A 20,938-nucleotide genomic window follows, 5' to 3' on the forward strand; every position below is an offset into this window, starting at 1 on the left:
CTTCTCGCCTGAGATCAAGTAGTTTTTTCAACTTTGTGATCTTTTCTGACCGCACTTTGCATTGCTGTGCGTCAGTGGGTGCGAATTATAGAGCCTAGCAAAACTTTGGCAAGTGTTTTTTTCACAAAAAATAATTAAGTGCGGTTTTTATCGCCAACTTGCTGGCAAACCGCACTTTTATTGTTGATTACATCGCCACAACCACGCAGGTCGCCACAGCTTTGGCGCGGTTAAGCTCCGCTTTTGCAGCGTTGCGATCGCCTACCGGCCCGATGAAAACACGCGTCCAGTTTGCGCTCACTGCGGTGCGGGCGTTAAAGCCTGACATCACCAGTTTAGCTTGTAGATTTTCAGCTTGTTGGCGATTTTTAAACGCGCCACATTGCAGGCCAAATTTGCCTTTGCTGGCGGTGGCTTCTGCGCTTGGTGGAGCACTTTCATTGGCAGGTTTCTTCTCGCTTGGTGCGGCCTTTTTCTCCGCTTTGCTGGATTTGGCTTCAGTGACCACCACCCCTTTTGGCTGTGGCTTATCGACCACCACCGGTTTTTCAACCACTTGTGGCGGTTTTTTGTCAACTTTTTGCTCTTTGATCGTTTGCTCTTGCGGTTTTTCTACTTTTGGCACATTTGCCACAGGTTGATCCCGCTCAAGCATTTTTAGGATCTGCTTTTGCTCTTCGGTGAGATTTTGAATTTTGCTGGTGTCTTTTGGCATATCCTCAATTGGAATTTCACGCGTTTCCAAATCGCGAATATAGCTCCACACCTCTTCAGGGCGGCTTGGCAGCGTGCTTTTTGGCTGCTCTTCAACCGCACTTTCAGCCGGTGGCAGCGCCACACCACTTTCGGTTGACTTTTCTTTCAGCAAGAACAGCCCCGCGGCAAACGCAGCCACGATACCCAATAATATTATCAGCAATAGCGTTTTGTTCACTGGCGCGTGCTTTTTCTTTCTCGTTCTGCCTCTGGCGGCGTAATCTCGCTGAACCACGATGATAACCTTTTGATCAACTTTAAAATGAATACTAAGTTAAGAATTTTACTCAAAAAAGGCGCTATTGCCTAGTATCAATGCAAAATATTCCCGCTTAGCTGAAATCGAGCGGGTCAACATCGACAATGCAATGGATGTTGCTTGGCGGTTCAATCTGCGCCTGCGCGAGGGTGTCGAGTAGTTGCTGCAGTGCGACTTTGGAGGGGTGTTGCAGCAGCAATTGCCAGTGGTAAAAGCCTGCTTTTTTCGGGTGGAGCCCCTCAATAGGCCCGAGAATTTGCACGCCGGCAAGCCCTTGCTGATGCACAAACTGGGCCACGCGGTGGAGGTAATCAACCGCACTTTGGCTATTTTTGCTGCGGGTTTTGAACAGCGCTTGGCCTGCATACGGCGGCAAGCCGAGCTGTAATCGCAAGTGTAGTGCTTGTTGAGCAAACGCGCGGTAGCCTTCGGCGAGCAATGTTTGCAGCAGCGGATGCTGCGGAAAATGAGTTTGCAGCACCACTTCACCGGCTTGAACACCGCGGCCGGCACGGCCTGCCACTTGCACATAGAGCTGGGCAAGGCGCTCTTCGCTGCGGAAATCTTGCGAGAATAGCGCGCCGTCGATGTTAAGCAGCGCCACCAAGGTGACATCTGGGAAGTGATGCCCTTTGGCCAACATTTGCGTGCCGATTAAAATCTGGCTCTGTTTGGATTTAATCGTGCGCAGATGCGCCTCGAGGCTGCCTTTACGCGCCGTGCTGTCGCGGTCAATGCGCACCGCCTTAAATTCAGGGAAATGCTCAGCCAGCGCCTGCTCAAGCTGCTCGGTGCCCACGCCTGTTGTGATCAAATGGCTCGAACCGCACTTTGGGCACTGCTTAGGCACGGCGCGCTGAATGCCACAGTGATGGCAGCGCAAATGGCGCGCATGTTGGTGATAAGTATAAGGCCTGTCGCATTGGTGGCACTGTTCGATGTGGCCGCATTCATGGCAGAGCATCACAGGCGCAAAGCCGCGGCGGTTAAGAAACAGCAGCACTTGATTGCCCTGCGCCAAATGGCGGCGCATCAGTTGCTCAAGTTTGGGCGAAATGCCTGCTTTGAGTGGCTGATTTTTCAAATTTATGATTTGCTGCAACAACGCATGGGTGCTGATGGCGCGGCGGTCGAGTTGGAGATGGCGATATTTGCCTTTTTCAACATTGGCTAAGCTCTCCAAACTTGGGGTGGCACTGCCGAGGATAATCGGGATGCCAAGCTTGCGCGCCCGCACCACGGCCATGTCGCGAGCATGATATCGCCACTGGCTGTCTTGTTGTTTATAGGACGCGTCGTGCTCTTCATCGACGATGATCAAGCCAAGATCGTGAAATTGCGTAAATAGCGCCGAGCGCGTGCCAATCACAATGCTGCTGGCACCGCACTTTGCTCTTTTCCAGGCACTGAAACGTTGCAGATCCGTCAGGCTTGAATGCAACACATCAATCGGCACGTTAAAGCGCTGCTCAACGCTGCGCACCAGCTGCGGGGTTAAGCCGATTTCGGGCACGAGTAATAAAACTTGCTTGCCTTGACTCAGCTGCGCCTCGATTGCTTGCAGGTACACCTCTGTTTTACCTGAACCTGTGATGCCGTCAAGCAGCCAAGTGGTGTGCCCTTTGGCCATCACAATAGCATTAACGGCCAGCGCTTGCCCTTTATTCAGCCGCGGTTTGTTCTCTGTCGCCAGCCACTGGGCTGAAAGTGCGGTTTGCCAAGGCGTGAGGGAGGGCTGTTGTTGGCACTTTTCTACATAGCCCTTTTCCAGCAATGCGCGCAGCACTGCCGCACTCGCCTCAATCGCCTGCGCGGGCAATGTCTGTTCTGGCGCCTTGGCCAAGTGCGCAAGCAGTGCTTTTTGCTTTTGCGCACGGCCTAACGCATCATCACAAAGTGCGGTTTGCCCCGCGGGAGTGAGGCGGTAAACCACGCTCGGCGTCAACGCATCCTGCTCGCCGGCGCGCAATTTTGCCGGCAGCGCTTGAAACAACACCTCACCTAGGCCGACGTGATAATAACGCGCCGCCCAGTGCAGGAGTGCAAATAACTCATCAGTGAAAATTGGCTTATCATCTAGCACCTCGCACAGCACTTTGAGTTTGTCTTGCGCAATCGCCGTTTGTGCTGGCTTTTCGATCACGATCGCGGTGCGGGTTTGCCGCCCAAAAGGCACGCGCACGCGCGCACCGATGGCAATGGGCGTGTCATCAGGAGCAAAATAATCGAATGTTTTTGCCAGCGGCATGGCCAGCACGGTGCGCACGAGGGTTGGCATAGCTCTCCTTATTTTCGCCTCAAGTATAGCCGATCTTTTCTCAAACCGCACTTTGCAAATAAAGTTGCGAACAAGCGTTTTATTTTGTATAATTCACCGCCTTAAATACAAGGTTGTGCGATTTGCACTTGATTAATACATATGGTGTCGGGCAGTTGATCCGATAGCGATATGGCTTCACATTGAGGTTTTCTATGAAACAAGGTATTCATCCAGAATATAAAGAAGTGACTGCAACGTGTTCTTGCGGTAACGTGATTAAAGTTCGTTCCACTGTGGGGCACGATATTAACCTGGACGTATGCGGTGTTTGTCACCCATTCTACACAGGTAAACAACGTGTAGTGGACACTGGCGGTCGTGTAGAGCGTTTCAACAAACGTTTCAGCATTCCTGGTTCTAAAAAATAAGTGGTGACCGCACTTTTATCTTTCTCAAACCGAGCTTATGCTCGGTTTTTTATTATCAAGGAGAACGTATGCACGCAATTGATCGATTAGTGGACATTATGCGCCAGCTGCGCAACCCCAACGGCGGCTGCCCATGGGATTTGGAGCAAACCTATCAAAGCATGATCCCCAATGTGTTAGAAGAAAGCTACGAGGTGGTGGAAACCTTGCAAGAGCCTGATTTTCGCGCAATGCGTGAAGAGCTCGGCGATCTGTTATTGCAAGTGATCTTTTTAAGCCAACTAGCTGCTGAAGATAAGCAATTTGATTTTGAAGCCGTGGTGAATAATCTCAACGAGAAGCTCGTCTTCCGCCACCCGCACGTGTTTGGCGAACAACAAGCGCAAAACGGTGAAGAGGCACTGAAAAACTGGGAAGCGCAAAAAGCGCAAGAGCGATTAAAGAAAAAGCAATTTTCACTGCTTGACGACATCCCCCGCGCTCTGCCTGCCTTGCTGCGCGCCGAAAAACTGCAAAAACGCATCGCTAAATTGGATGCCGACACGCCAAGCCGCGCGGATTTGATGTCACACAGTGTGCAACTTCTCCACAACCTACAAGGCAACGCACAAGACAGCGAAGCATTAGGCCAACTGCTCTATGCAGTGGTGGGATTATGCCGACAATCTGGCTTGAAAGCAGAAAGCCTACTGCGAGATGAAAACGATCGGCGAGAAAAAGCCGCACGCGAGGCGGAACAGAAAACCTAAAGTGCGGTTTCAGGCAACAAAAAAGGGCGAGTGAATCGCCCTTTTTATTCAGCATCAATTATTTGATGATTTTGGCTACAACGCCAGCGCCGACTGTGCGGCCACCTTCACGAATCGCAAAGCGTAAGCCTTGGTCCATCGCGATTGGGTGGATCAGGCTAACAGTCATTTTGATGTTGTCGCCTGGCATGACCATTTCTACGCCTTCTGGTAACTCGATAGTACCGGTTACGTCAGTTGTACGGAAGTAGAATTGTGGACGGTAGCCTTTGAAGAATGGAGTATGACGGCCACCTTCATCTTTAGACAATACGTACACTTCTGATTCAAAATCAGTGTGTGGTGTGATTGAACCTGGTTTAGCCAATACTTGACCACGTTCGATTTCTTCACGTTTTGTACCACGCAACAAGGCACCGATGTTTTCACCTGCACGACCTTCGTCAAGCAATTTACGGAACATTTCAACGCCAGTTACGGTTGTTTTCGCAGTTGGTTTGATACCCACGATTTCAACTTCGTCACCAGTGCGGATGATACCACGTTCAACACGGCCTGTTACTACAGTACCACGACCAGAGATTGAGAATACGTCTTCGATTGGCAACAAGAATGGTTGGTCAACCGCACGCTCTGGTTCTGGGATGTAGGTGTCAAGGTGGTTTGCCAGTTCAACGATTTTTTCTTCCCACTCAGCGTCGCCTTCCAATGCTTTCAAAGCAGAGCCGCGCACGATTGGGCAATCGTCACCTGGGAAGTCGTATTGAGAAAGAAGTTCACGCACTTCCATTTCAACCAACTCTAACAATTCTTCGTCATCAACCATGTCACATTTGTTCAAGAACACGATGATGTATGGAACGCCTACTTGGCGGCCTAACAAGATGTGCTCACGAGTTTGTGGCATTGGGCCGTCAGTTGCAGCAACCACGAGGATTGCGCCGTCCATTTGCGCAGCACCAGTGATCATGTTTTTAACATAGTCGGCGTGTCCTGGGCAGTCAACGTGGGCGTAGTGGCGAGTTGGAGTATCGTATTCAACGTGTGAAGTGTTGATGGTGATACCACGCGCTTTTTCTTCTGGCGCGTTATCGATTTGGTCAAATGCACGTGCTGCACCACCGTATTTTTTAGACAATACAGTTGTGATAGCAGCAGTCAAAGTTGTTTTACCATGGTCAACGTGGCCGATTGTTCCCACGTTAACGTGCGGTTTTGTACGTTCAAATTTTTCTTTAGACACGATTAAGTTTCCTTATGTGTGACCGTAAGCCCGAAGGCCTACGGTTTGGTTAACAAAATTATTTTGCTTTGCGCGCTTCAATTACAGCACTTGCAACGCTAGATGGTGCTTCAGCATATTTCAATGGTTCCATTGAATATGACGCACGACCTTGAGTTTGTGAACGCAGGTCAGTTGCATAGCCAAACATTTCAGACAATGGCACTTGTGCGCGAACGATTTTCGCAAGGCCTAAATCTTCCATGCCTTCAACCAGACCACGACGACGGTTCAAGTCACCGATCACATCACCCATGTACTCTTCTGGTGTTTCCACTTCCACTTTCATGATTGGTTCAAGCAATACAGGGTTTGCTTTCGCAAAACCGGCTTTGAACGCAAGTGAAGCGGCCAATTTAAACGCCAATTCAGAGGAGTCAACATCATGGTATGAACCAAAGTGCAAACGAACACCCAAATCAACCACAGGGTAGCCCGCTAATGGGCCTGATTTCAATTGCTCTTGGATACCTTTATCAACCGCTGGGATGTATTCACCAGGGATTACACCACCTTTGATTTCGTTGACGAATTCGTAGCCTGGGCCTTCTGGATCCAGTGGGTACATATCGATCACTACGTGACCATATTGACCACGACCACCAGATTGTTTTGCGTGTTTACCTTCAACATCGTTCACAGCGGTGCGGATAGTTTCACGGTAAGCCACTTGTGGTTTACCAACGTTCGCTTCCACTTTAAACTCACGACGCATACGGTCAACGATGATGTCTAAGTGCAATTCACCCATACCAGAGATAATGGTTTCACCCGATTCTTCGTCAGTGTGAACACGGAAAGAAGGATCTTCTTGCGCCAAACGGCTAAGTGCGATACCCATTTTCTCTTGGTCAGCTTTGGTTTTAGGTTCAACCGCAACCGCGATGACGGGATCTGGGAATTCCATACGCTCAAGGATGATTGGCGCATCTTGTGAACACAATGTGTCACCAGTACCCACATCTTTCAAGCCGATCGCAGCGGCGATATCGCCTGCGCGAACTTCTTTGATTTCATCACGTTTGTTGGCGTGCATCTGTACGATACGACCAAAACGTTCGCGTTTATCTTTCACCGAGTTCAACACAGTATCACCTGAGTTAACCACACCAGAGTAAACACGGAAGAAGGTCAAGTTACCCACAAATGGGTCGGTTGCGATTTTAAACGCCAATGCCGCAAATGGCTCGTCATCGCTTGCGTGACGCTCGCCTTCTGTTTCATCTGGGTTGATACCTTTGATTGCAGGCACATCAGTTGGTGCTGGCAGGTAATCAACAACCGCGTCAAGCATGGCTTGTACACCTTTGTTTTTAAAGGCTGAACCACAAGTGACCAAAATAATTTCGTTGTTCAATACACGGGTACGGATAGCCGATTTGATCTCTTCTTCAGTCAAATCTTCACCGCCGAGGTATTTTTCCATCAACTCTTCAGAGGCTTCTGCCGCTGATTCGATCAAGTTTTGGTGCCATTCATCGGCCAACTCTTGCAATTCAGCAGGAATGTCTTCATAGGTGAATGTCATACCCTGGTCGGCTTCATTCCAGTTGATCGCTTTCATTTTTAACAGATCAACCACACCTTTGAAGTTGTCTTCTGCGCCGATTGGCAATTGAATTGGCACAGCAGTACCGCCTAAGCGGGTTTTGATTTGCTCAACCACACGTAGGAAGTTTGCACCTGTACGGTCCATTTTGTTCACGAACGCGATACGCGGCACGTGATATTTGTTAGCTTGGCGCCATACAGTTTCAGATTGAGGTTGTACACCACCAACCGCACAGTAAACCATCACCGCACCGTCAAGTACACGCATTGAACGTTCTACTTCGATAGTAAAGTCAACGTGTCCTGGGGTATCGATAATGTTGATACGGTGTTGTGGGAATTGGTTTGACATTCCGCTCCAGAATGCCGTTGTAGCCGCAGAGGTAATTGTGATACCACGCTCTTGCTCTTGTTCCATCCAGTCCATGGTCGCGGCGCCATCATGCACCTCACCAATTTTATGGCTTATCCCAGTATAGAACAAAATACGCTCAGTGGTCGTTGTTTTACCTGCGTCGATGTGAGCACTGATACCGATGTTACGATAGCGCTCAATGGGAGTAGTTCTAGCCACGATTATTTCCTCTCGTTAGGCGTTGAAAAAATTCTGTTACGCAGGCCATTATACAGCCTGCGTATCGATTACACAAAAGTGCGGTATTACCAACGGTAATGCGCAAACGCTTTGTTTGCTTCAGCCATGCGGTGAACGTCTTCACGTTTTTTCACTGCGGCACCTTTGTTATCTGCTGCGTCAGACAGCTCATTTGCTAGGCGCAAAGCCATGGATTTGTCACCACGTTTACGCGCAGCTTCAACGATCCAACGCATACCCAAGGCATTACGACGCACCGGACGAACTTCCACCGGCACTTGGTAGGTTGAACCACCAACACGACGAGATTTCACCTCAACGGTTGGACGAACATTGTCAAGCGCTGCTTCAAACGCATCTAAATGTTCTTTACCAGTGCGTTCTGCTAGTGTATCTAGCGCACTGTACACGATTTTTTCTGCGATAGATTTTTTACCATCTACCATTAATACATTAATAAATTTTGCAAGCAATTCTGATCCGAACTTTGGATCTGGAAGGATCTTGCGTTGACCAATCACACGACGACGTGGCATGGCATTTCTCCGTATTTTTCTTCAGGTTACCCAAAACTCTTTGTTACTGGAGTCTGGTGATATTAATAGGTTGCTAAAATATTACGTTTGGCCTTACTTAACGGAGTCCATTAAGCTTTAGGTTTCTTCACGCCGTATTTAGAACGACCTTGTTTACGATCTTTCACGCCTGCACAGTCTAATGCGCCGCGAACGGTGTGATAACGCACACCTGGTAAGTCTTTCACACGACCACCACGAATAAGCACAACGCTGTGCTCTTGAAGGTTGTGGCCTTCACCACCGATGTATGAAGTTACTTCATAACCGTTAGTTAAACGAATACGACAAACTTTACGTAGTGCTGAGTTAGGTTTTTAGGTGTAGTAGTGTACACACGAGTACACACGCCACGTTTCTGCGGGCAAGCTTGCAACGCAGGAACGGCGCTTTTTACAACCTTCTTCACACGCGGTTTGCGTACTAGCTGGTTGATAGTTGCCATTAAAAAAGCTCCAGTTTTAATAATTATTCATAAATAGAATGTATAAAAATCCACCACCTTATACAAGATGGACGCCAAATTGTAGTCTTTGCAACCTGTGATGTCAAGTTTAATCGGGGGGTTTATGCTCACAGCGCCAGCTGTGGGTAGAACTGCTCGCTCACACGCACCAGCTCAGCCAGGCCGATTGGCTCAATCGCGGGCAGTGTGGTGAAAAGTGCACTCAGGTTGCGCGCCTTGATATCTTGCGCCAACGCATAACACGGGATGTTAAGTGAGATCAATAAAGTGCGGTGCGTCTGTGCTAACATCACGCCCTCTTGCCACAACAGCACGGCGTCATCGGCGCGGAGGTGGGCGAGAATGCGCGCGAGTTCATCTTCGGGGTAATGGGATTTCGAGAAAGTGTATAACATCGCCACCTCAAAAGGTTAAGATCTTGACCGCACTTTGCAGTTTGGCGGTGTAATCTGCGCGCGTAAGCACTGAGCAGTCAAGCAATAAATCATCTGTGGTGAGCGCCCAATCCTGCATTGCATCCGCGCAAACGTAGCATTGCTCAATTTCATAAAGAGTGAGCAATTTAAAGCGTTTTAAAAAATCTAGCTGGCCAATATCACTTGGCGTTTGACCGCACTTGATGTTCAGCACGCCGCGGCCTTGGAAAAACACCGCCAGCTCCTCAGGCTCTAAAAAGGCCGTGGCGGCAAGCACTGCGTCAAGCCCCTCACGCGAGGCCGCACTTTCAAAAGGGCTGTGGGTGAACACAATCGCCAGTTTGATCATAACGTCACCACCCTGTCGGCTTGCAGCGTGGCTTGGATAAAATCCGCCAGGCCTGCCAGCTCAAAGTGCGGTGCGAGGTTGCTCGCCTGCCCGCTAGCGCTGCTGTCAGAGTTCACCACGCCCCGACGTTGCGCCGCGGCAATGCACAAGTTCAACCGCACTTGATGTTTTTCGGCGAACGCCTGCCACTGCGCGGTCAAATTCGGCTCGTCATTGGCAGGATAATTCAAGGCGTTGCCCGTCAACACGCCCTCGCCATAGAAAAACACCTGCGCAATCTCGTGACCGCACTTGAGCAATTCTGTGGCAAAGGCCAACGCCAAGGCATTGCCTGTGCCCACGTTGGGCGATTGGGTGACTTGCAACACGTAGCGCATCAGAGCTCCGTGTCGTCTTGTTTGATTTGGCGAATGTAGAGATAAACCGTGTGGCGCGAAATATCCAGCCGGTCGGCCACTTGGTGAATGGCGTCTTTGATGTCAAAAATGCCTTTTTCAAACAGCGCATACACAATTTGCTTGTTTTTGCTGTTGTTCGCCACGCTGGCGTCGGCATTGATTTCATCAATGGTGTGCTCAATGGTTTGTGCCACCAAATCTTCCACCGAGTTGGCAAAATTCACCGGCCCCGTCAGCTCTGGCTGCGTTTGCGTTGGCACCAAGGCTTGCAAAAATTGCGACAACGGCGCGTCGAGGTTCATGTTGATACACAACAGCCCGATAATGCGCTGCTGCGGATTGCGAATAGCAATCGTGACCGATTTCATCAGCGCATTGCCTTTGGCGCGGGTGAAATAAGGCTTGGAGACATTATCCGTTTGCATATGGTGCAGCGAGCTGAGCGCCAAATCGGTAATCGGTGAGCCGACTTTGCGATTGGTGTTGTGCCCGTTGGCGATGTAGACCGCCGAGTGTTGTAAGTCCTCAAGAGAGTGCAAGACAATCTCACAATGCTCGCCAATCAGCGCCGCCAGCCCGTCGACGACGGCGGCATAGGAGTTGAGAATAGCGTGATCTTGCGCGGTAAAAGCGTTATCCGTTTGCATAGTTATCATTATTATAAAAAAGACAAAGGCAGGGCGCACCCTGCCTTGTGAGCGAGATTATTTTTTCGCTTTTTTCACATCCAACAATTCAATCTCAAACACCAAGGTGGAGTTTGGTGGAATGGAGCCTGTGGCTTGCGCGCCGTAGCCCAATTCAGGTGGCAACACGAGCTCGATTTTGCCGCCTTTTTTGATCATCGGGATGCCTTCCACCCAGCCTTTAACCAATTTGTTGAGTTGGAATTCCACCGGCTCGCCACGTTTGTAGGAGCTGTCAAATTCTTCACCATTGATCAATGTGCCTTTGTAGTGCACTTTCACTGTGTCTTCAGGGCTGACAGCATCACCGCTGCCGGCTTTTTCGATTTTATACAACAAGCCTGATTTAGTTTGTTTCACGCCGTCTTTTTTAGCGTATTCGGCGCGGAATTTCGCCCCTTGCTCTTCAGCGGCTTTGGCGTCGGCTTCAATTTTGGCTTGTGTTTTTTCTTTCAACAGATTATCTAGCTTAGTCAATTGCTCACCGAGTTGTTTGTCGTCAAATTTGCCTTTGCCGTTGAAGGTTTCGGTGAAACCTTTGAGCATTTCATCTTTGTTGTAGTTGACCAAGTCTTTTTGGCTTTCGATGATTTGTTGCATTTGCTTGCTCATCAATGCGCCCACGGCATAAGAAGAATCCGCCACAAACGCGCTGTCTTTGGCGTTGTCGGCTGCAAACGCAGAACCTGCCACCGCACTTGCGATCATCACGGTGACGAGAGATAATTTTTATTTAGCATAACTGTGCCCTTAAACGAGGTTAAAACATAATTTGTGTATCTTACACTATATCTTTGACAGGGAATAGTTTAAAGTGTTTGCAAAATTTTTTACTTTTTAAAATAATGATGAATAACCACGACTTATTAAACCGCATTGCCGAGCTTGAAACCAAAATCACCTTTCAAGAAGGGTTGATTGACGATCTCAATCAAGCACTCATCACCCAGCAATTTGCCCTCGACAAACTGCAACAGCAAGTGCGGTTGCTTGCGCAAAAAATCACCGATTTGCAACCGAGCAACATCGCCTCCATGAGCGAAGAAACCCCACCGCCGCATTATTAAAAAGGCTGCCAGTGGCAGCCTTGAGTGGTATTAAGCTAAAGCTTTGTTCTTCTTGCGTTGCAAGAGATAAACCAAAATCAGCAAAATGGCACACAGCAGTGAAATCATAAATAAGGTGCCGAAAAAGCCATTCCATTTGAAATGCTCAATCACTAACGACAACGGCAAACCCGCCACCGCTGCACCAATGTAGGCGAACAAGCTGACAAAGCCTGTTGATGCGCCTGCTGCGGATTTGTGTGAGTTTTCAGCGGCGGCCATGGCAATCAAAAATTGTGGCCCAAAGATGAAAAAGCCCATCAAGAAAAACAGCGCTGACATCACAATGCTGCTGTCGGTTGGCGCCAACCACAAGCTTAAAGATACCAAAATAATGCCCACCACATAGATGATGTTCATTTGGGTGCGGTTGCCTTTGAATAATTTATCGCTACCCCAGCCGGCGCACAGGGCACCAATAAATCCACCCACTTCAAAAAAGCTCACACTGGCGTTGGCTTGCAACAAGTTGTAGCCGTGTGTTTCGGTTAAGTATAAGTTACCCCAGTCATTGATGCCGGTGCGCACCACATACACTAACGCGTAAGAAATCGCCAGCGCCCAGATGATCGGGTTTTTAAATACATAGCCTTTTAAAATCTCCCAGGTGGACAGCCCTTGGCCTTCACTTTCGTGCTGTTTTTCCGCCTCGTCGTTGCGCCATTGGCCAACGGTCGGCAAGCCCATTGAACGCGGGCGATCACGCAAGAAAACACACAGCCCAAGGCCCACCACAATGGCGATAATCCCTGGCACAATCATGCCGTAGCGCCAGCCATAGGCTAAGGTGACAGCACCTGCAATCAGCGGAATCACGGCACCACCGAGGTTGTGCGAGGTGTTCCAAATTGACCACCACACACCGCGTTCGTTGCGCGAATACCAGGTGTTAAGGATTTTCGCACACGGTGGCCAGCCCCAGCCTTGGAAAAACGCATTGAGCATCCATAAGGTCACGAACATAAAAATTGAGGAGCTCATGCCAAAAAAGATGTTGATGACCCCTGTGGCCATCAGCCCTAAGCCCATAAAGTAGCGTGGGTTGGAGCGATCGCCTAACACACCTGATAAAAATTTTGAACAGCCGTAGGTGAGATAAAATGCGGTGCCCATCACCCCGATGTCGGCTTTTTCAAGCCCGAGGTCGGCCAGCATTGCTGGCATCACAAAATTGAACCCTTTGCGGGTGAAATAAAATACAGCGTAGCCAATATAGCTGACAATCATCAGCTGCATACGCCAATAGCGGTAGGTTTTGTCGATTTCTTCTTTGCTTTTAGTAATAGGAAGATCCGGCGCTTCGCGAAATACGCCCATAGCTTACTCCTTATGTTAATTTGGGAGTAAAAATTGTACTGCTATCGTTTTTCAAAAGCGAAAACAAAAAGGGCGATAGGTGACATAAATCAATTTTTATGTTCAAAACCGCACTTTTAATTTCATTTTCTACGCTTTGGCAGCACTCATGGCGTGTTCGCCGAGCAGCGGGACGGCGCCGCGGGCGAGCATTTTGAGCTGCAAGGTCACGCGCTCTTGCAGCGCGAGGCGCTCTTTGGCACTCATATCAAGTGCGTTGGCACCGGCGGTGAAGACGATGGTGACCATGCCTTCAGCTTGGATATAGGCGACATAGTCAGAAAAATCGTTGCGTTGGGCGATGTATTCCGCCAGTTCGTCGACAAAGTGTTTGATCTCGCGCGCGGCGGCGGTGCGAAACGCCTGCGAGGTGCCAGAGCTTTCACGCAGCAGCAAGCGGAACATATTCGGGCGCTCGGCGATGAATTCAAAAAAAGTTTCCACCGAAATGGCAATCACGCTGCCGCCCTTTTCAATCCGCTTGCGCGCTTGGCGCATCAACTGGCGCAAGATGAGCCCCGCTTCGTCCACCATAGTTAGCCCCAGCTCGTCCATATCGCGAAAGTGGCGATAAAACGACGTGGGCGCAATGCCCGCCTCGCGCGCCACCTCACGCAGGCTTAAGTTTGAAAAGCTCTTTTCAGCACTGAGCTGGTTGAATGCGGCGTCAATCAAGGCGCGGCGTGTTTTTTCTTTTTGTTGCGCTCGAACCCCCATAGCCACCTCTACAACGCTTGCATCAGCACGGGCTCGACCGCACTTTTGATAATTTTGGCGATGCGCTCATAGCGGCTGCGCAGTGGCGAGCCTGGGCGATAAACCAAAATAATATTGCGATAAGGCTGGGGCTGCTCAAAGTGGATATAATTCACGCCACGGCGCTTGCCTTCGTTTAAAATCGCCAGTTTCGGCATCAAGGTCACGCCTGTGTTGGCGGCAACCATGTTGCGCAAGGTTTCAAGGCTTGTGGCTTGAAAGTGTTGGTTTTCTTTCGCGCCGGCGGTGAAGCAGTAATCCATGGTTTGATTGCGCAGGCAGTGGCCGTCGTCGAGCATTAAAATTTCGTGATCTTTAAGCTCATTGAGTTTGACTTGCTTACGTCTGGCCCACGCGTGTTGGGGTGCAACAGCCAGCAGCATCGGCTCTTGGAACATCGGCACTTCAATAAAGCCCGCGGTTTCGGGCACTTGTGCGAGAATCGCGCAATCGAGCTGGCCGCTTTCTAATTTATCCAGCAAGGTTTGGGTTTGCGCTTCATAAAGGTAGGTTTCAAGCTCAGGGAAGTCTTTTTCTAACACAGGCAGCATGCACGGCAGCAGATAAGGCCCCAAGGTTGGGATCACGCCAATGTGCAGCGGGCCGCTCATCTCTTTGCCTTGATTGCTGGCCATTTCTTTGAAGATTTGCACTTCGAGCAAAATTTTGCGCGCTTGCTCCACCAGCAACATGCCTGATTGGGTGAACAGCACTTTGCGACTGGTGCGCTCTAATAATAAGATGCCCAATTCTTGCTCCAGCTTGCGAATTTGCCCGCTCAGCGTTGGCTGGCTGACGTTGCAGGCATCAGCGGCTTTGCGAAAATGTTTGAATTCCGACAGCGCGACCAAATATTCCAAATCACGAATGTTCAAAACGGCACTCCATAGAAAAAAACGATTGAAAGAATTGTCTTAATTGATTATAACTATAATAGATTTGCAATTATAATCAAGGCCAAGTTAATAAACAGCGTGTTTATTTTTGATCTTAATCCTATTTTACAACATAAGGAGAACATTATGTTACAGTCAATGGAAGGCAAAAAAGTCCCTAGCGTAACATTCCACACTCGCCAAGGCGACCAATGGGTGGATGTGACAACCGACGAATTATTCAACAATCGCACCGTGATCGTATTCTCACTGCCAGGTGCGTTTACCCCAACTTGCTCATCAAGCCACCTGCCACGCTACAACGAGCTGGCCGCCACCTTTAAAGAGCACGGCGTGGATGACATTTTAGTCGTGTCTGTTAACGATACCTTCGTGATGAACGCGTGGAAAGAAGACGAAAAAGCAGAACACATCCGCTTTATCCCAGATGGCAACGGCCAATTCACTGACGGCATGGGTATGCTGGTAGAAAAAGCGGACCTGGGCTTTGGCAAACGTTCATGGCGCTACTCCATGCTGGTGAAAAACGGCGTGGTTGAAAAAATGTTCATCGAGCCGGAAGAGCCAGGCGATCCGTTCAAAGTTTCTGACGCCGACACCATGTTGAAATACATCGCGCCGGATCACAAAACACAAGAATCTATCGCGATTTTCACCAAACCTGGTTGCCCATATTGTGCGAAAGCGAAACAAATGCTGATCGACCACAAATTGCAATATGAAGAAATCATCTTAGGCCACGACGCTACCACCGTCAGCCTGCGCGCCATCAGCGGCCGCCACACTGTGCCACAAGTGTTTATCGGCGGTAAACACATCGGCGGCAGCGATGATTTAGAGCAATATTTCGCAGCGAAATAACCGCACTTTGCCTTTTTAAACCGAGCCTTGGCTCGGTTTTTTTATGCCGCGCGCTTGCCTGACAACCCGCGCTGAACGTGGTAGACTAAGGCTAATATCCATTTGATTTTAAAGACTATGCAAAAAACCATCAAAATCGCCACCCGCCAAAGCCCGCTGGCGTTGTGGCAAGCAGAACATATCAAAGTGCGGTTAGAGCAGCTCCACCCAGGCTTAAATGTTGAATTATTGCCGATGGTGACCAAAGGCGATGTGATTTTAGACACGCCACTGGCCAAAATTGGCGGCAAGGGGTTGTTTGTTAAAGAGCTTGAACACGCACTGCTTGAGCGCCGCGCCGATTTGGCGGTGCACTCGATGAAAGATGTGCCGATGGCCTTCCCTGAAGGCTTGGGGCTAAGTGTGATTTGCGCGCGGGAAGTGCCCAATGATGCCTTTGTGTCTAACCACTACGACAGCCTCGATGCCCTGCCGCAACGTGCGGTTGTCGGCACCTCCAGCCTGCGCCGGCAAGCGCAGTTAAAAGCGCTGCGCCCTGACTTACAAATTAAATCCCTGCGCGGCAATTTGGGCACCCGACTCGGCAAGCTTGATGCTGGCGAGTTTGATGCGATTATCCTTGCCGCCAGCGGCTTGAAGCGCTTGGGGCTGGAGGCGCGCATTCGCAGCGTGATCCCACCTGAGCACATTTTGCCCGCCGTTGGGCAAGGCGCGCTGGGGATTGAAACGCGTATTGATGATACGCAGCTCAACGCCCTGCTCGCCCCATTGCAAGACGAGCACACCGCACTTTGCGTGCGTGCTGAGCGGGCAATGAACACCCGTTTGCAAGGTGGCTGCCAAGTGCCGATTGCGGGTTTTGCGCAAATTGTGGGTGAACAGATTCAAATGCGCGCGCTGGTCGGCGCCGTCAACGGCGACACATTGCTGCGCGCCCAAGGGGTTGCGCCGTTTGCCCAAGCCGAGCAACTCGGCGTGCAACTGGCGGAAAGCCTGCTCGCCCAAGGGGCGCAGACGCTGCTGGACGCAGCCTACATTAGCGAGCACTAACATGGCGATTTTGGTCACCCGCCCGGGTGAAAAGGGCAAAACGCTGTGCGAGCTGCTCAACCAAAACGGCTTTGCCAGCTTGCACGTGCCGTTAATTGAGATTATCTCAGGCGCGGATCTCAACGCGCTGCCTGCGCGCATGCGTGAGCTTAATGCTGGCGATGGCGTGCTGGCGGTGTCGCAAAGTGCGGTGCGCTTTGCTCATACCGCACTTTGCAATGTCGGGGCGCGCTGGCGTGACGACGTGCGCTATTTCACCGTCGGGGCGAAAACCGCGCAAGCGCTGTGCGAGTGCTGCGAACACGGCGTGCATTACCCTTTCCCACAGGAGAGCAGCGAGGGCTTGCTCGCGCAACCGCACTTTGCCCAATTTGATGGGCAGAAAATGCTGATTTTGCGCGGCAATGGCGGGCGTGAGCTTATCGCCAATCATCTGCGTGAGCGTGATGTGGCGGTGGAATACGTGCAAACCTATCAGCGCGTGGGACTGGAATATGACATGGCCGCGCAGCTGAATATGTGGAAACGCGCGGGCATCAGCACAATTATTGTGACCAGTGGCGAAATTTTACGTTATTTAGTGGAATCTGTTGGCAAAAACCATCATAATTGGTTATTGGAACAACAATTCGTGACAATCAGTGCGCGCATCGCGCAGCAGGCGCAAGAATATGGCTGCCGCAAGGTGGCTGTCAGCGCACGGGCGGACAATGCGTCGATTTTAGCAACATTGCGTTTGCTCAAAATGAACAACATCAGTGATGAGGTAGAATATGAGTGATAAAAGTTCGAAAACGCCGACTAATCGTGGCAATCAACCCATTGATGGGCAAAACAAAGGCAACGCGCCAGCTGCGCCAAACAAGCCAACGCCTGATGCGCCAAAGGGCAATAACAGCCCAAATATGAAAAACAATAACAATAAGCGCGCGGATAATGCGGACAACCGCGCGGAGAAGAAAGCTGACTTCACCGGCGCCAAAACCTTCAGTGCCAAGCCGGCCGAGAACAAAGCCAAAGACACTGCGGCTAAAGACAACGCAGCCAAGCCTGTGGTCGAGCCGAAAGAGGCAGCGAAAAAAGCCGACAACGCAAAAGCTGAAAAATCAGGCGGCGGCAAAGGTCTTGCCCTGTTGGCCATTTTGATTGCGCTTGGCGTGGGTGGCACGGGCTATTATTTCGGCATGCAAAAATACAATGAGCTTTATCAACTCGTAGGCCAAAAAGGCGGCCAAAGTGCGGTCAGCCAAGCGGCCAACAGTGAGCTTGAAAATGCCCTTTCACAACTTAAGCAAACGCAAGAATCCCAAGCCCAAGCGCTGGCGCAAGCCCACGATCAACTTGAGCAGGCCAACGCACAAATCAAAAGCTTAAATGACGCGGTGGAATTGGAAAAAGCGCAAAACGCAGAGCTGCGCAACCAACTCAATAAGCTAAGCTTCAACAACAAAACCCAAGCCAGCGATTGGTTGATGTCGGAGGCTGACTTTTTGCTCAGCAACGCACAGCGTAAACTGGTGCTCGATGGCGATGTGGATACCGTGATTTCCCTGCTGCAAGACGCCAACGCCAGCTTGGAAAAAGTGCAAAGTTCACAAGCGGTGGCCATTCGCTCCGCCATCAGCCAAGACATCACTCAATTGCAAAGCCTCAACGAGGTGGATCAAGATTTGATCATGTCTAAACTGAGCTTGCTCATCTCGCAAGTGGACAACCTCAAAGTGCTGTCTCTCAACCCAAACAACGAAAGTGCGGATGTCAGCGACTCGGTGGATGACTGGCAGAAAATTTAGAAAAAAGCGCCAACTCGTTTTTGGATCACTTTATCCGCGTGAGCAAAAAAGACAAAGACACACCAGAGCTTTTGGCACCCAATCAAGATATTTATCTTAAAGAAAATATCCGCATGAGCTTGCAAATTGCCTTAGCTGCCGTGCCGCGCCAGCAAAACGAGGTGTACAAGCAATCTCTTGACTCTGTCGCCACCTGGGTTCGCAGCTATTTCGACACAGAAGATGCCTCGGTTGAGCAGTTCTTGCAACAAGTAGATCAACTTAAAGAGCAATCGATTTATATCGACGCACCAGCGCAACTCAACGCGTGGAAAACCATCAGCACCGTGCTTAATCGCAACAACTCAGCGTTAGAAAATCTCTCCGCTACGGCCGCAAAAAATGACGACAAAGCGGCCGATAGCGCTAAAGAAGAACAAGCGACGAGCGATGAAAAAGCACCTGCAGAGCGCGCCAGTGATAGCAAAGCAGACAGCGCAAGTGACAGCACGCCGGCTGCACCGGCTGACGATGCGCAGCCAAAACCTGCCGACAGCGCACAGTGATAGGAGGCAGCTATGTTTAAAGTACTCTTTTTAATGCTCCTATTACTCGCCGGCCTCGTGGCTGGGCCGTATCTTTCTGGCAAACAAGGTTATGTGTTGATCTCTACCGCCGATTACAACATTGAAATGAGCATCCCAACCTTGGTGGTGTTCTTTGTGGTGAGCTTGGCGGTGATTTACTTGCTGCAATGGTTGGTGAGCCGTTTTTTCAAAATGAGCAACAACACCTACCACTGGTTTTCTCGCCGTAAACGCGTGAAAGCAGAAAAACAAACCATGGCGGGCTTGATCAAAATGAACGAGGGCGATTATTCCAAAGCGGAAAAATTAATCGCCAAAAATGCCAAACACGCGCCAGAGCCTGTGCTGAACTTTATTAAAGCCGCTGAAGCTGCGCAGCAAAAAGGCGACGATCTCAATGCCAACCACTATTTAATGGAGGCCACCAAACTGGCCGGCAACGACAACTTGGTGGTGGAAATTGCCCGCGCGCGCATCATGCTGATGCAAGGTAAAGTGTCCGCTGCCCGCAGCGCTATCGACAGCTTGCTGGTGGCCTGCCCACACAACCCTGAAGTGCTGCGCTTGGCAGTGGATATTTATTTGCAATCCAAAGCCTATGCCCACCTTGATGAGTTGTATAACCGCGTGGAAAACCGCCTCAATTACAGCAACGAGCAGTTGTTGGCCTTGAAACACACGATTGAAGACGGCTTGCAAGACGAAAAACTCAATGAAGAGGGTGTTGACGGCTTGCTGGCGTGGTGGAAGGCGCAATCGCGCGCGCGCCACAACGATCCGTATGCGCAAATCGGCATGCTTAAACGCCTGCTGGCGGCCAATGATCACGAATCGGCCTACGATTTTGCTCTTGATGGCGCCAAACGGGTGGATGCCAAAGCCGACAAGCTCGCGTTGTTAGAGCAATTGCCACTGCTGCAATGGGAGAAAAACAACAAGCTCATCAAAGTGTTGGAAAAACAATTGGTCAACTGCGACGATGCGCAATTGCAAGTGGCGTACAGCCGCACATTAGGCTATTTGAACGCCCGCATTGACGCCTTTGAACAGGCCAAAACTTATTTAGACAACCTCATCAGTGAGCCAGCGCTAAGCCAAGCGGCGGATTACACCATGGCGGCGTATGTCTATGAGCAATTGGGCGATCACAGCGGCGCGCAAAAAATCCGCGAGCAAGGCCTAACACAGGCCATGGGCAAAACACCCAACCCCGTGCCTGCCCAGCCTGCGCTGATTGAAGCACCTAAAGCATAATAAAACAAAGGGGCCGTGTGCCCCTTTCTATTTGAGACAAGGAGAGAAAATGAAACTGCTTAAAACCGCACTTTGCATTTTGCCTGTGGCCTTGGCTGGCTGCACCCAAGTGGAAAGTCAGCCCGCGCAACCGCTTGATACCAAAACCGTGTTGGATTATCAAAAAAGTGTCTCTAAGCCTAGCGCCAACAGCCGCTATGTCAGTGAACAAAGCACAGAGGTGCTCAACGCCAGCGACAATAAAAGTGCGGTAAGAAAGCCGGGCAAAATCCGCGGCATCCGCATGGGCACCGGTGGTGACATTGGCTTTGGCAGCGCGGTGGGCATCCCAGCCACCATGAAAGTGCATGAGCAAGGCTCACGCCGTTATATCCGTGAAAGCGACGTGCAAACCGATATAATTAAAAACACCCCAACGGAAAAACACACCCGCACCATTGAGCACAGCCAAGAGCGCTGGCAGTCAAACTCCAGCTCGGTGCATTTTGGCCTGCATTGATATAAAAAAGCGACCCGCAGGTCGCTTTTGT

The 20,938-nt window shown here is 50.2% G+C and carries 21 protein-coding genes and 2 pseudogenes; 9 read left to right on the top strand and 14 right to left on the bottom strand.

What is annotated here, in order from left to right:
- Nucleotides 1-187 precede the first annotated feature (187 nt).
- Nucleotides 188-991, bottom strand: a complete 804-nt coding sequence (gene ftsN / locus HPC37_RS08280; protein WP_208122686.1) for a cell division protein FtsN — start codon at nt 989-991, stop codon at nt 188-190.
- A 97-nt stretch (nt 992-1,088) separates the two neighbouring features.
- Nucleotides 1,089-3,293, bottom strand: a complete 2,205-nt coding sequence (gene priA / locus HPC37_RS08285; protein WP_208122687.1) for a primosomal protein N' — start codon at nt 3,291-3,293, stop codon at nt 1,089-1,091.
- 194 nt (nt 3,294-3,487) lie between these two features.
- Here priA and rpmE point away from each other — a divergent pair, with 194 nt between their 5' ends.
- Nucleotides 3,488-3,703: a 50S ribosomal protein L31 gene (gene rpmE / locus HPC37_RS08290; RefSeq protein WP_208122688.1), complete on the top strand. Its 216-nt coding sequence runs from the start codon at nt 3,488-3,490 to the stop codon at nt 3,701-3,703.
- Between the two features lie 68 nt (nt 3,704-3,771).
- Nucleotides 3,772-4,452, top strand: coding sequence for a nucleoside triphosphate pyrophosphohydrolase (mazG, locus tag HPC37_RS08295; protein ID WP_208122689.1), 681 nt, complete (start codon nt 3,772-3,774; stop codon nt 4,450-4,452).
- Nucleotides 4,453-4,510: 58 nt separating this feature from the next.
- Here the strand turns inward: mazG and tuf are convergent, their stop codons facing one another.
- From tuf to fkpA, 9 genes and pseudogenes are all read right to left on the bottom strand, one after another.
- Nucleotides 4,511-5,695: an elongation factor Tu gene (gene tuf, locus HPC37_RS08300; RefSeq protein WP_208121241.1), complete on the bottom strand. Its 1,185-nt coding sequence runs from the start codon at nt 5,693-5,695 to the stop codon at nt 4,511-4,513.
- A 58-nt stretch (nt 5,696-5,753) separates the two neighbouring features.
- The gene (fusA, locus tag HPC37_RS08305; RefSeq protein ID WP_208122690.1) at nt 5,754-7,859 is read right to left on the bottom strand and encodes an elongation factor G; all 2,106 of its coding nucleotides are present in this window, start codon (nt 7,857-7,859) and stop codon (nt 5,754-5,756) included.
- An 86-nt stretch (nt 7,860-7,945) separates the two neighbouring features.
- Nucleotides 7,946-8,416, bottom strand: coding sequence for a 30S ribosomal protein S7 (gene rpsG, locus HPC37_RS08310; RefSeq protein ID WP_208121149.1), 471 nt, complete (start codon nt 8,414-8,416; stop codon nt 7,946-7,948).
- Between the two features lie 110 nt (nt 8,417-8,526).
- Nucleotides 8,527-8,900 (bottom strand): annotated as a pseudogene (gene rpsL / locus HPC37_RS08315) (30S ribosomal protein S12).
- Nucleotides 8,901-9,028: 128 nt separating this feature from the next.
- Nucleotides 9,029-9,316, bottom strand: coding sequence for a DsrH/TusB family sulfur relay protein (locus tag HPC37_RS08320; protein WP_208122691.1), 288 nt, complete (start codon nt 9,314-9,316; stop codon nt 9,029-9,031).
- 7 nt (nt 9,317-9,323) lie between these two features.
- A complete protein-coding gene (tusC, locus tag HPC37_RS08325) occupies nt 9,324-9,686 on the bottom strand; it encodes a sulfurtransferase complex subunit TusC (RefSeq protein ID WP_208122692.1) in 363 nt (120 codons plus the stop codon).
- Entirely contained in the window at nt 9,683-10,063 is a 381-nt protein-coding gene (tusD, locus tag HPC37_RS08330; RefSeq protein WP_208122693.1) for a sulfurtransferase complex subunit TusD, read from the bottom strand. The genes tusC and tusD overlap by 4 nt, the downstream gene beginning before the upstream one ends.
- Nucleotides 10,063-10,731 carry a helix-turn-helix transcriptional regulator gene (locus tag HPC37_RS08335; protein WP_208122694.1) on the bottom strand — a complete coding sequence of 223 codons (669 nt, stop codon included), beginning with the start codon at nt 10,729-10,731 and terminating at the stop codon, nt 10,063-10,065. The genes tusD and HPC37_RS08335 overlap by 1 nt, the downstream gene beginning before the upstream one ends.
- A 57-nt stretch (nt 10,732-10,788) precedes the next feature.
- Nucleotides 10,789-11,478: an FKBP-type peptidyl-prolyl cis-trans isomerase gene (gene fkpA / locus HPC37_RS08340; protein WP_208122695.1), complete on the bottom strand. Its 690-nt coding sequence runs from the start codon at nt 11,476-11,478 to the stop codon at nt 10,789-10,791.
- Between the two features lie 137 nt (nt 11,479-11,615).
- On the opposite strand from fkpA, the gene HPC37_RS08345 reads away from it, so the two are divergent.
- Complete coding sequence (locus tag HPC37_RS08345) at nt 11,616-11,837, top strand: SlyX family protein (protein WP_208122696.1); 222 nt, start codon at nt 11,616-11,618, stop codon at nt 11,835-11,837.
- A 30-nt stretch (nt 11,838-11,867) separates the two neighbouring features.
- Here HPC37_RS08345 and uhpC read toward each other — a convergent pair whose 3' ends face one another.
- From uhpC to oxyR, 3 genes are all read right to left on the bottom strand, one after another.
- Nucleotides 11,868-13,193 carry an MFS transporter family glucose-6-phosphate receptor UhpC gene (gene uhpC / locus HPC37_RS08350; RefSeq protein WP_208122697.1) on the bottom strand — a complete coding sequence of 442 codons (1,326 nt, stop codon included), beginning with the start codon at nt 13,191-13,193 and terminating at the stop codon, nt 11,868-11,870.
- Nucleotides 13,194-13,322: 129 nt separating this feature from the next.
- Nucleotides 13,323-13,949 carry an HTH-type transcriptional repressor FabR gene (fabR, locus tag HPC37_RS08355; protein ID WP_208122698.1) on the bottom strand — a complete coding sequence of 209 codons (627 nt, stop codon included), beginning with the start codon at nt 13,947-13,949 and terminating at the stop codon, nt 13,323-13,325.
- Between the two features lie 8 nt (nt 13,950-13,957).
- On the bottom strand, nt 13,958-14,863 hold the full coding sequence (oxyR, locus tag HPC37_RS08360; protein ID WP_208122699.1) for a DNA-binding transcriptional regulator OxyR: 906 nt from the start codon (nt 14,861-14,863) through the stop codon (nt 13,958-13,960).
- Nucleotides 14,864-15,010: 147 nt separating this feature from the next.
- Here oxyR and HPC37_RS08365 point away from each other — a divergent pair, with 147 nt between their 5' ends.
- The 6 genes and pseudogenes from HPC37_RS08365 to HPC37_RS08395 all read left to right on the top strand — a co-directional run bounded on the left by HPC37_RS08365 (nt 15,011) and on the right by HPC37_RS08395 (nt 20,907).
- On the top strand, nt 15,011-15,745 hold the full coding sequence (locus HPC37_RS08365) for a glutathione peroxidase (protein ID WP_208122700.1): 735 nt from the start codon (nt 15,011-15,013) through the stop codon (nt 15,743-15,745).
- 117 nt (nt 15,746-15,862) lie between these two features.
- Nucleotides 15,863-16,795 (top strand): hydroxymethylbilane synthase, encoded by a 933-nt coding sequence (hemC, locus tag HPC37_RS08370; RefSeq protein ID WP_208122701.1) that lies wholly within the window; start codon nt 15,863-15,865, stop codon nt 16,793-16,795.
- Between the two features lies 1 nt (nt 16,796).
- Nucleotides 16,797-17,576, top strand: a complete 780-nt coding sequence (locus HPC37_RS08375) for a uroporphyrinogen-III synthase (protein WP_208122702.1) — start codon at nt 16,797-16,799, stop codon at nt 17,574-17,576.
- A gap of 691 nt (nt 17,577-18,267) precedes the next feature.
- Nucleotides 18,268-19,133, top strand: a pseudogene (locus HPC37_RS10980) (uroporphyrinogen-III C-methyltransferase).
- A 12-nt stretch (nt 19,134-19,145) separates the two neighbouring features.
- Nucleotides 19,146-20,408 carry a heme biosynthesis HemY N-terminal domain-containing protein gene (locus tag HPC37_RS08390; protein WP_208122705.1) on the top strand — a complete coding sequence of 421 codons (1,263 nt, stop codon included), beginning with the start codon at nt 19,146-19,148 and terminating at the stop codon, nt 20,406-20,408.
- A 49-nt stretch (nt 20,409-20,457) separates the two neighbouring features.
- Nucleotides 20,458-20,907 (top strand): hypothetical protein, encoded by a 450-nt coding sequence (locus HPC37_RS08395; protein ID WP_208122706.1) that lies wholly within the window; start codon nt 20,458-20,460, stop codon nt 20,905-20,907.
- Nucleotides 20,908-20,938: the final 31 nt, after the last annotated feature.

The sequence above is a fragment of the Spirabiliibacterium mucosae genome (assembly GCF_014884965.1).
Classification (GTDB): Bacteria; Pseudomonadota; Gammaproteobacteria; order Enterobacterales; family Pasteurellaceae; genus Spirabiliibacterium; species Spirabiliibacterium mucosae.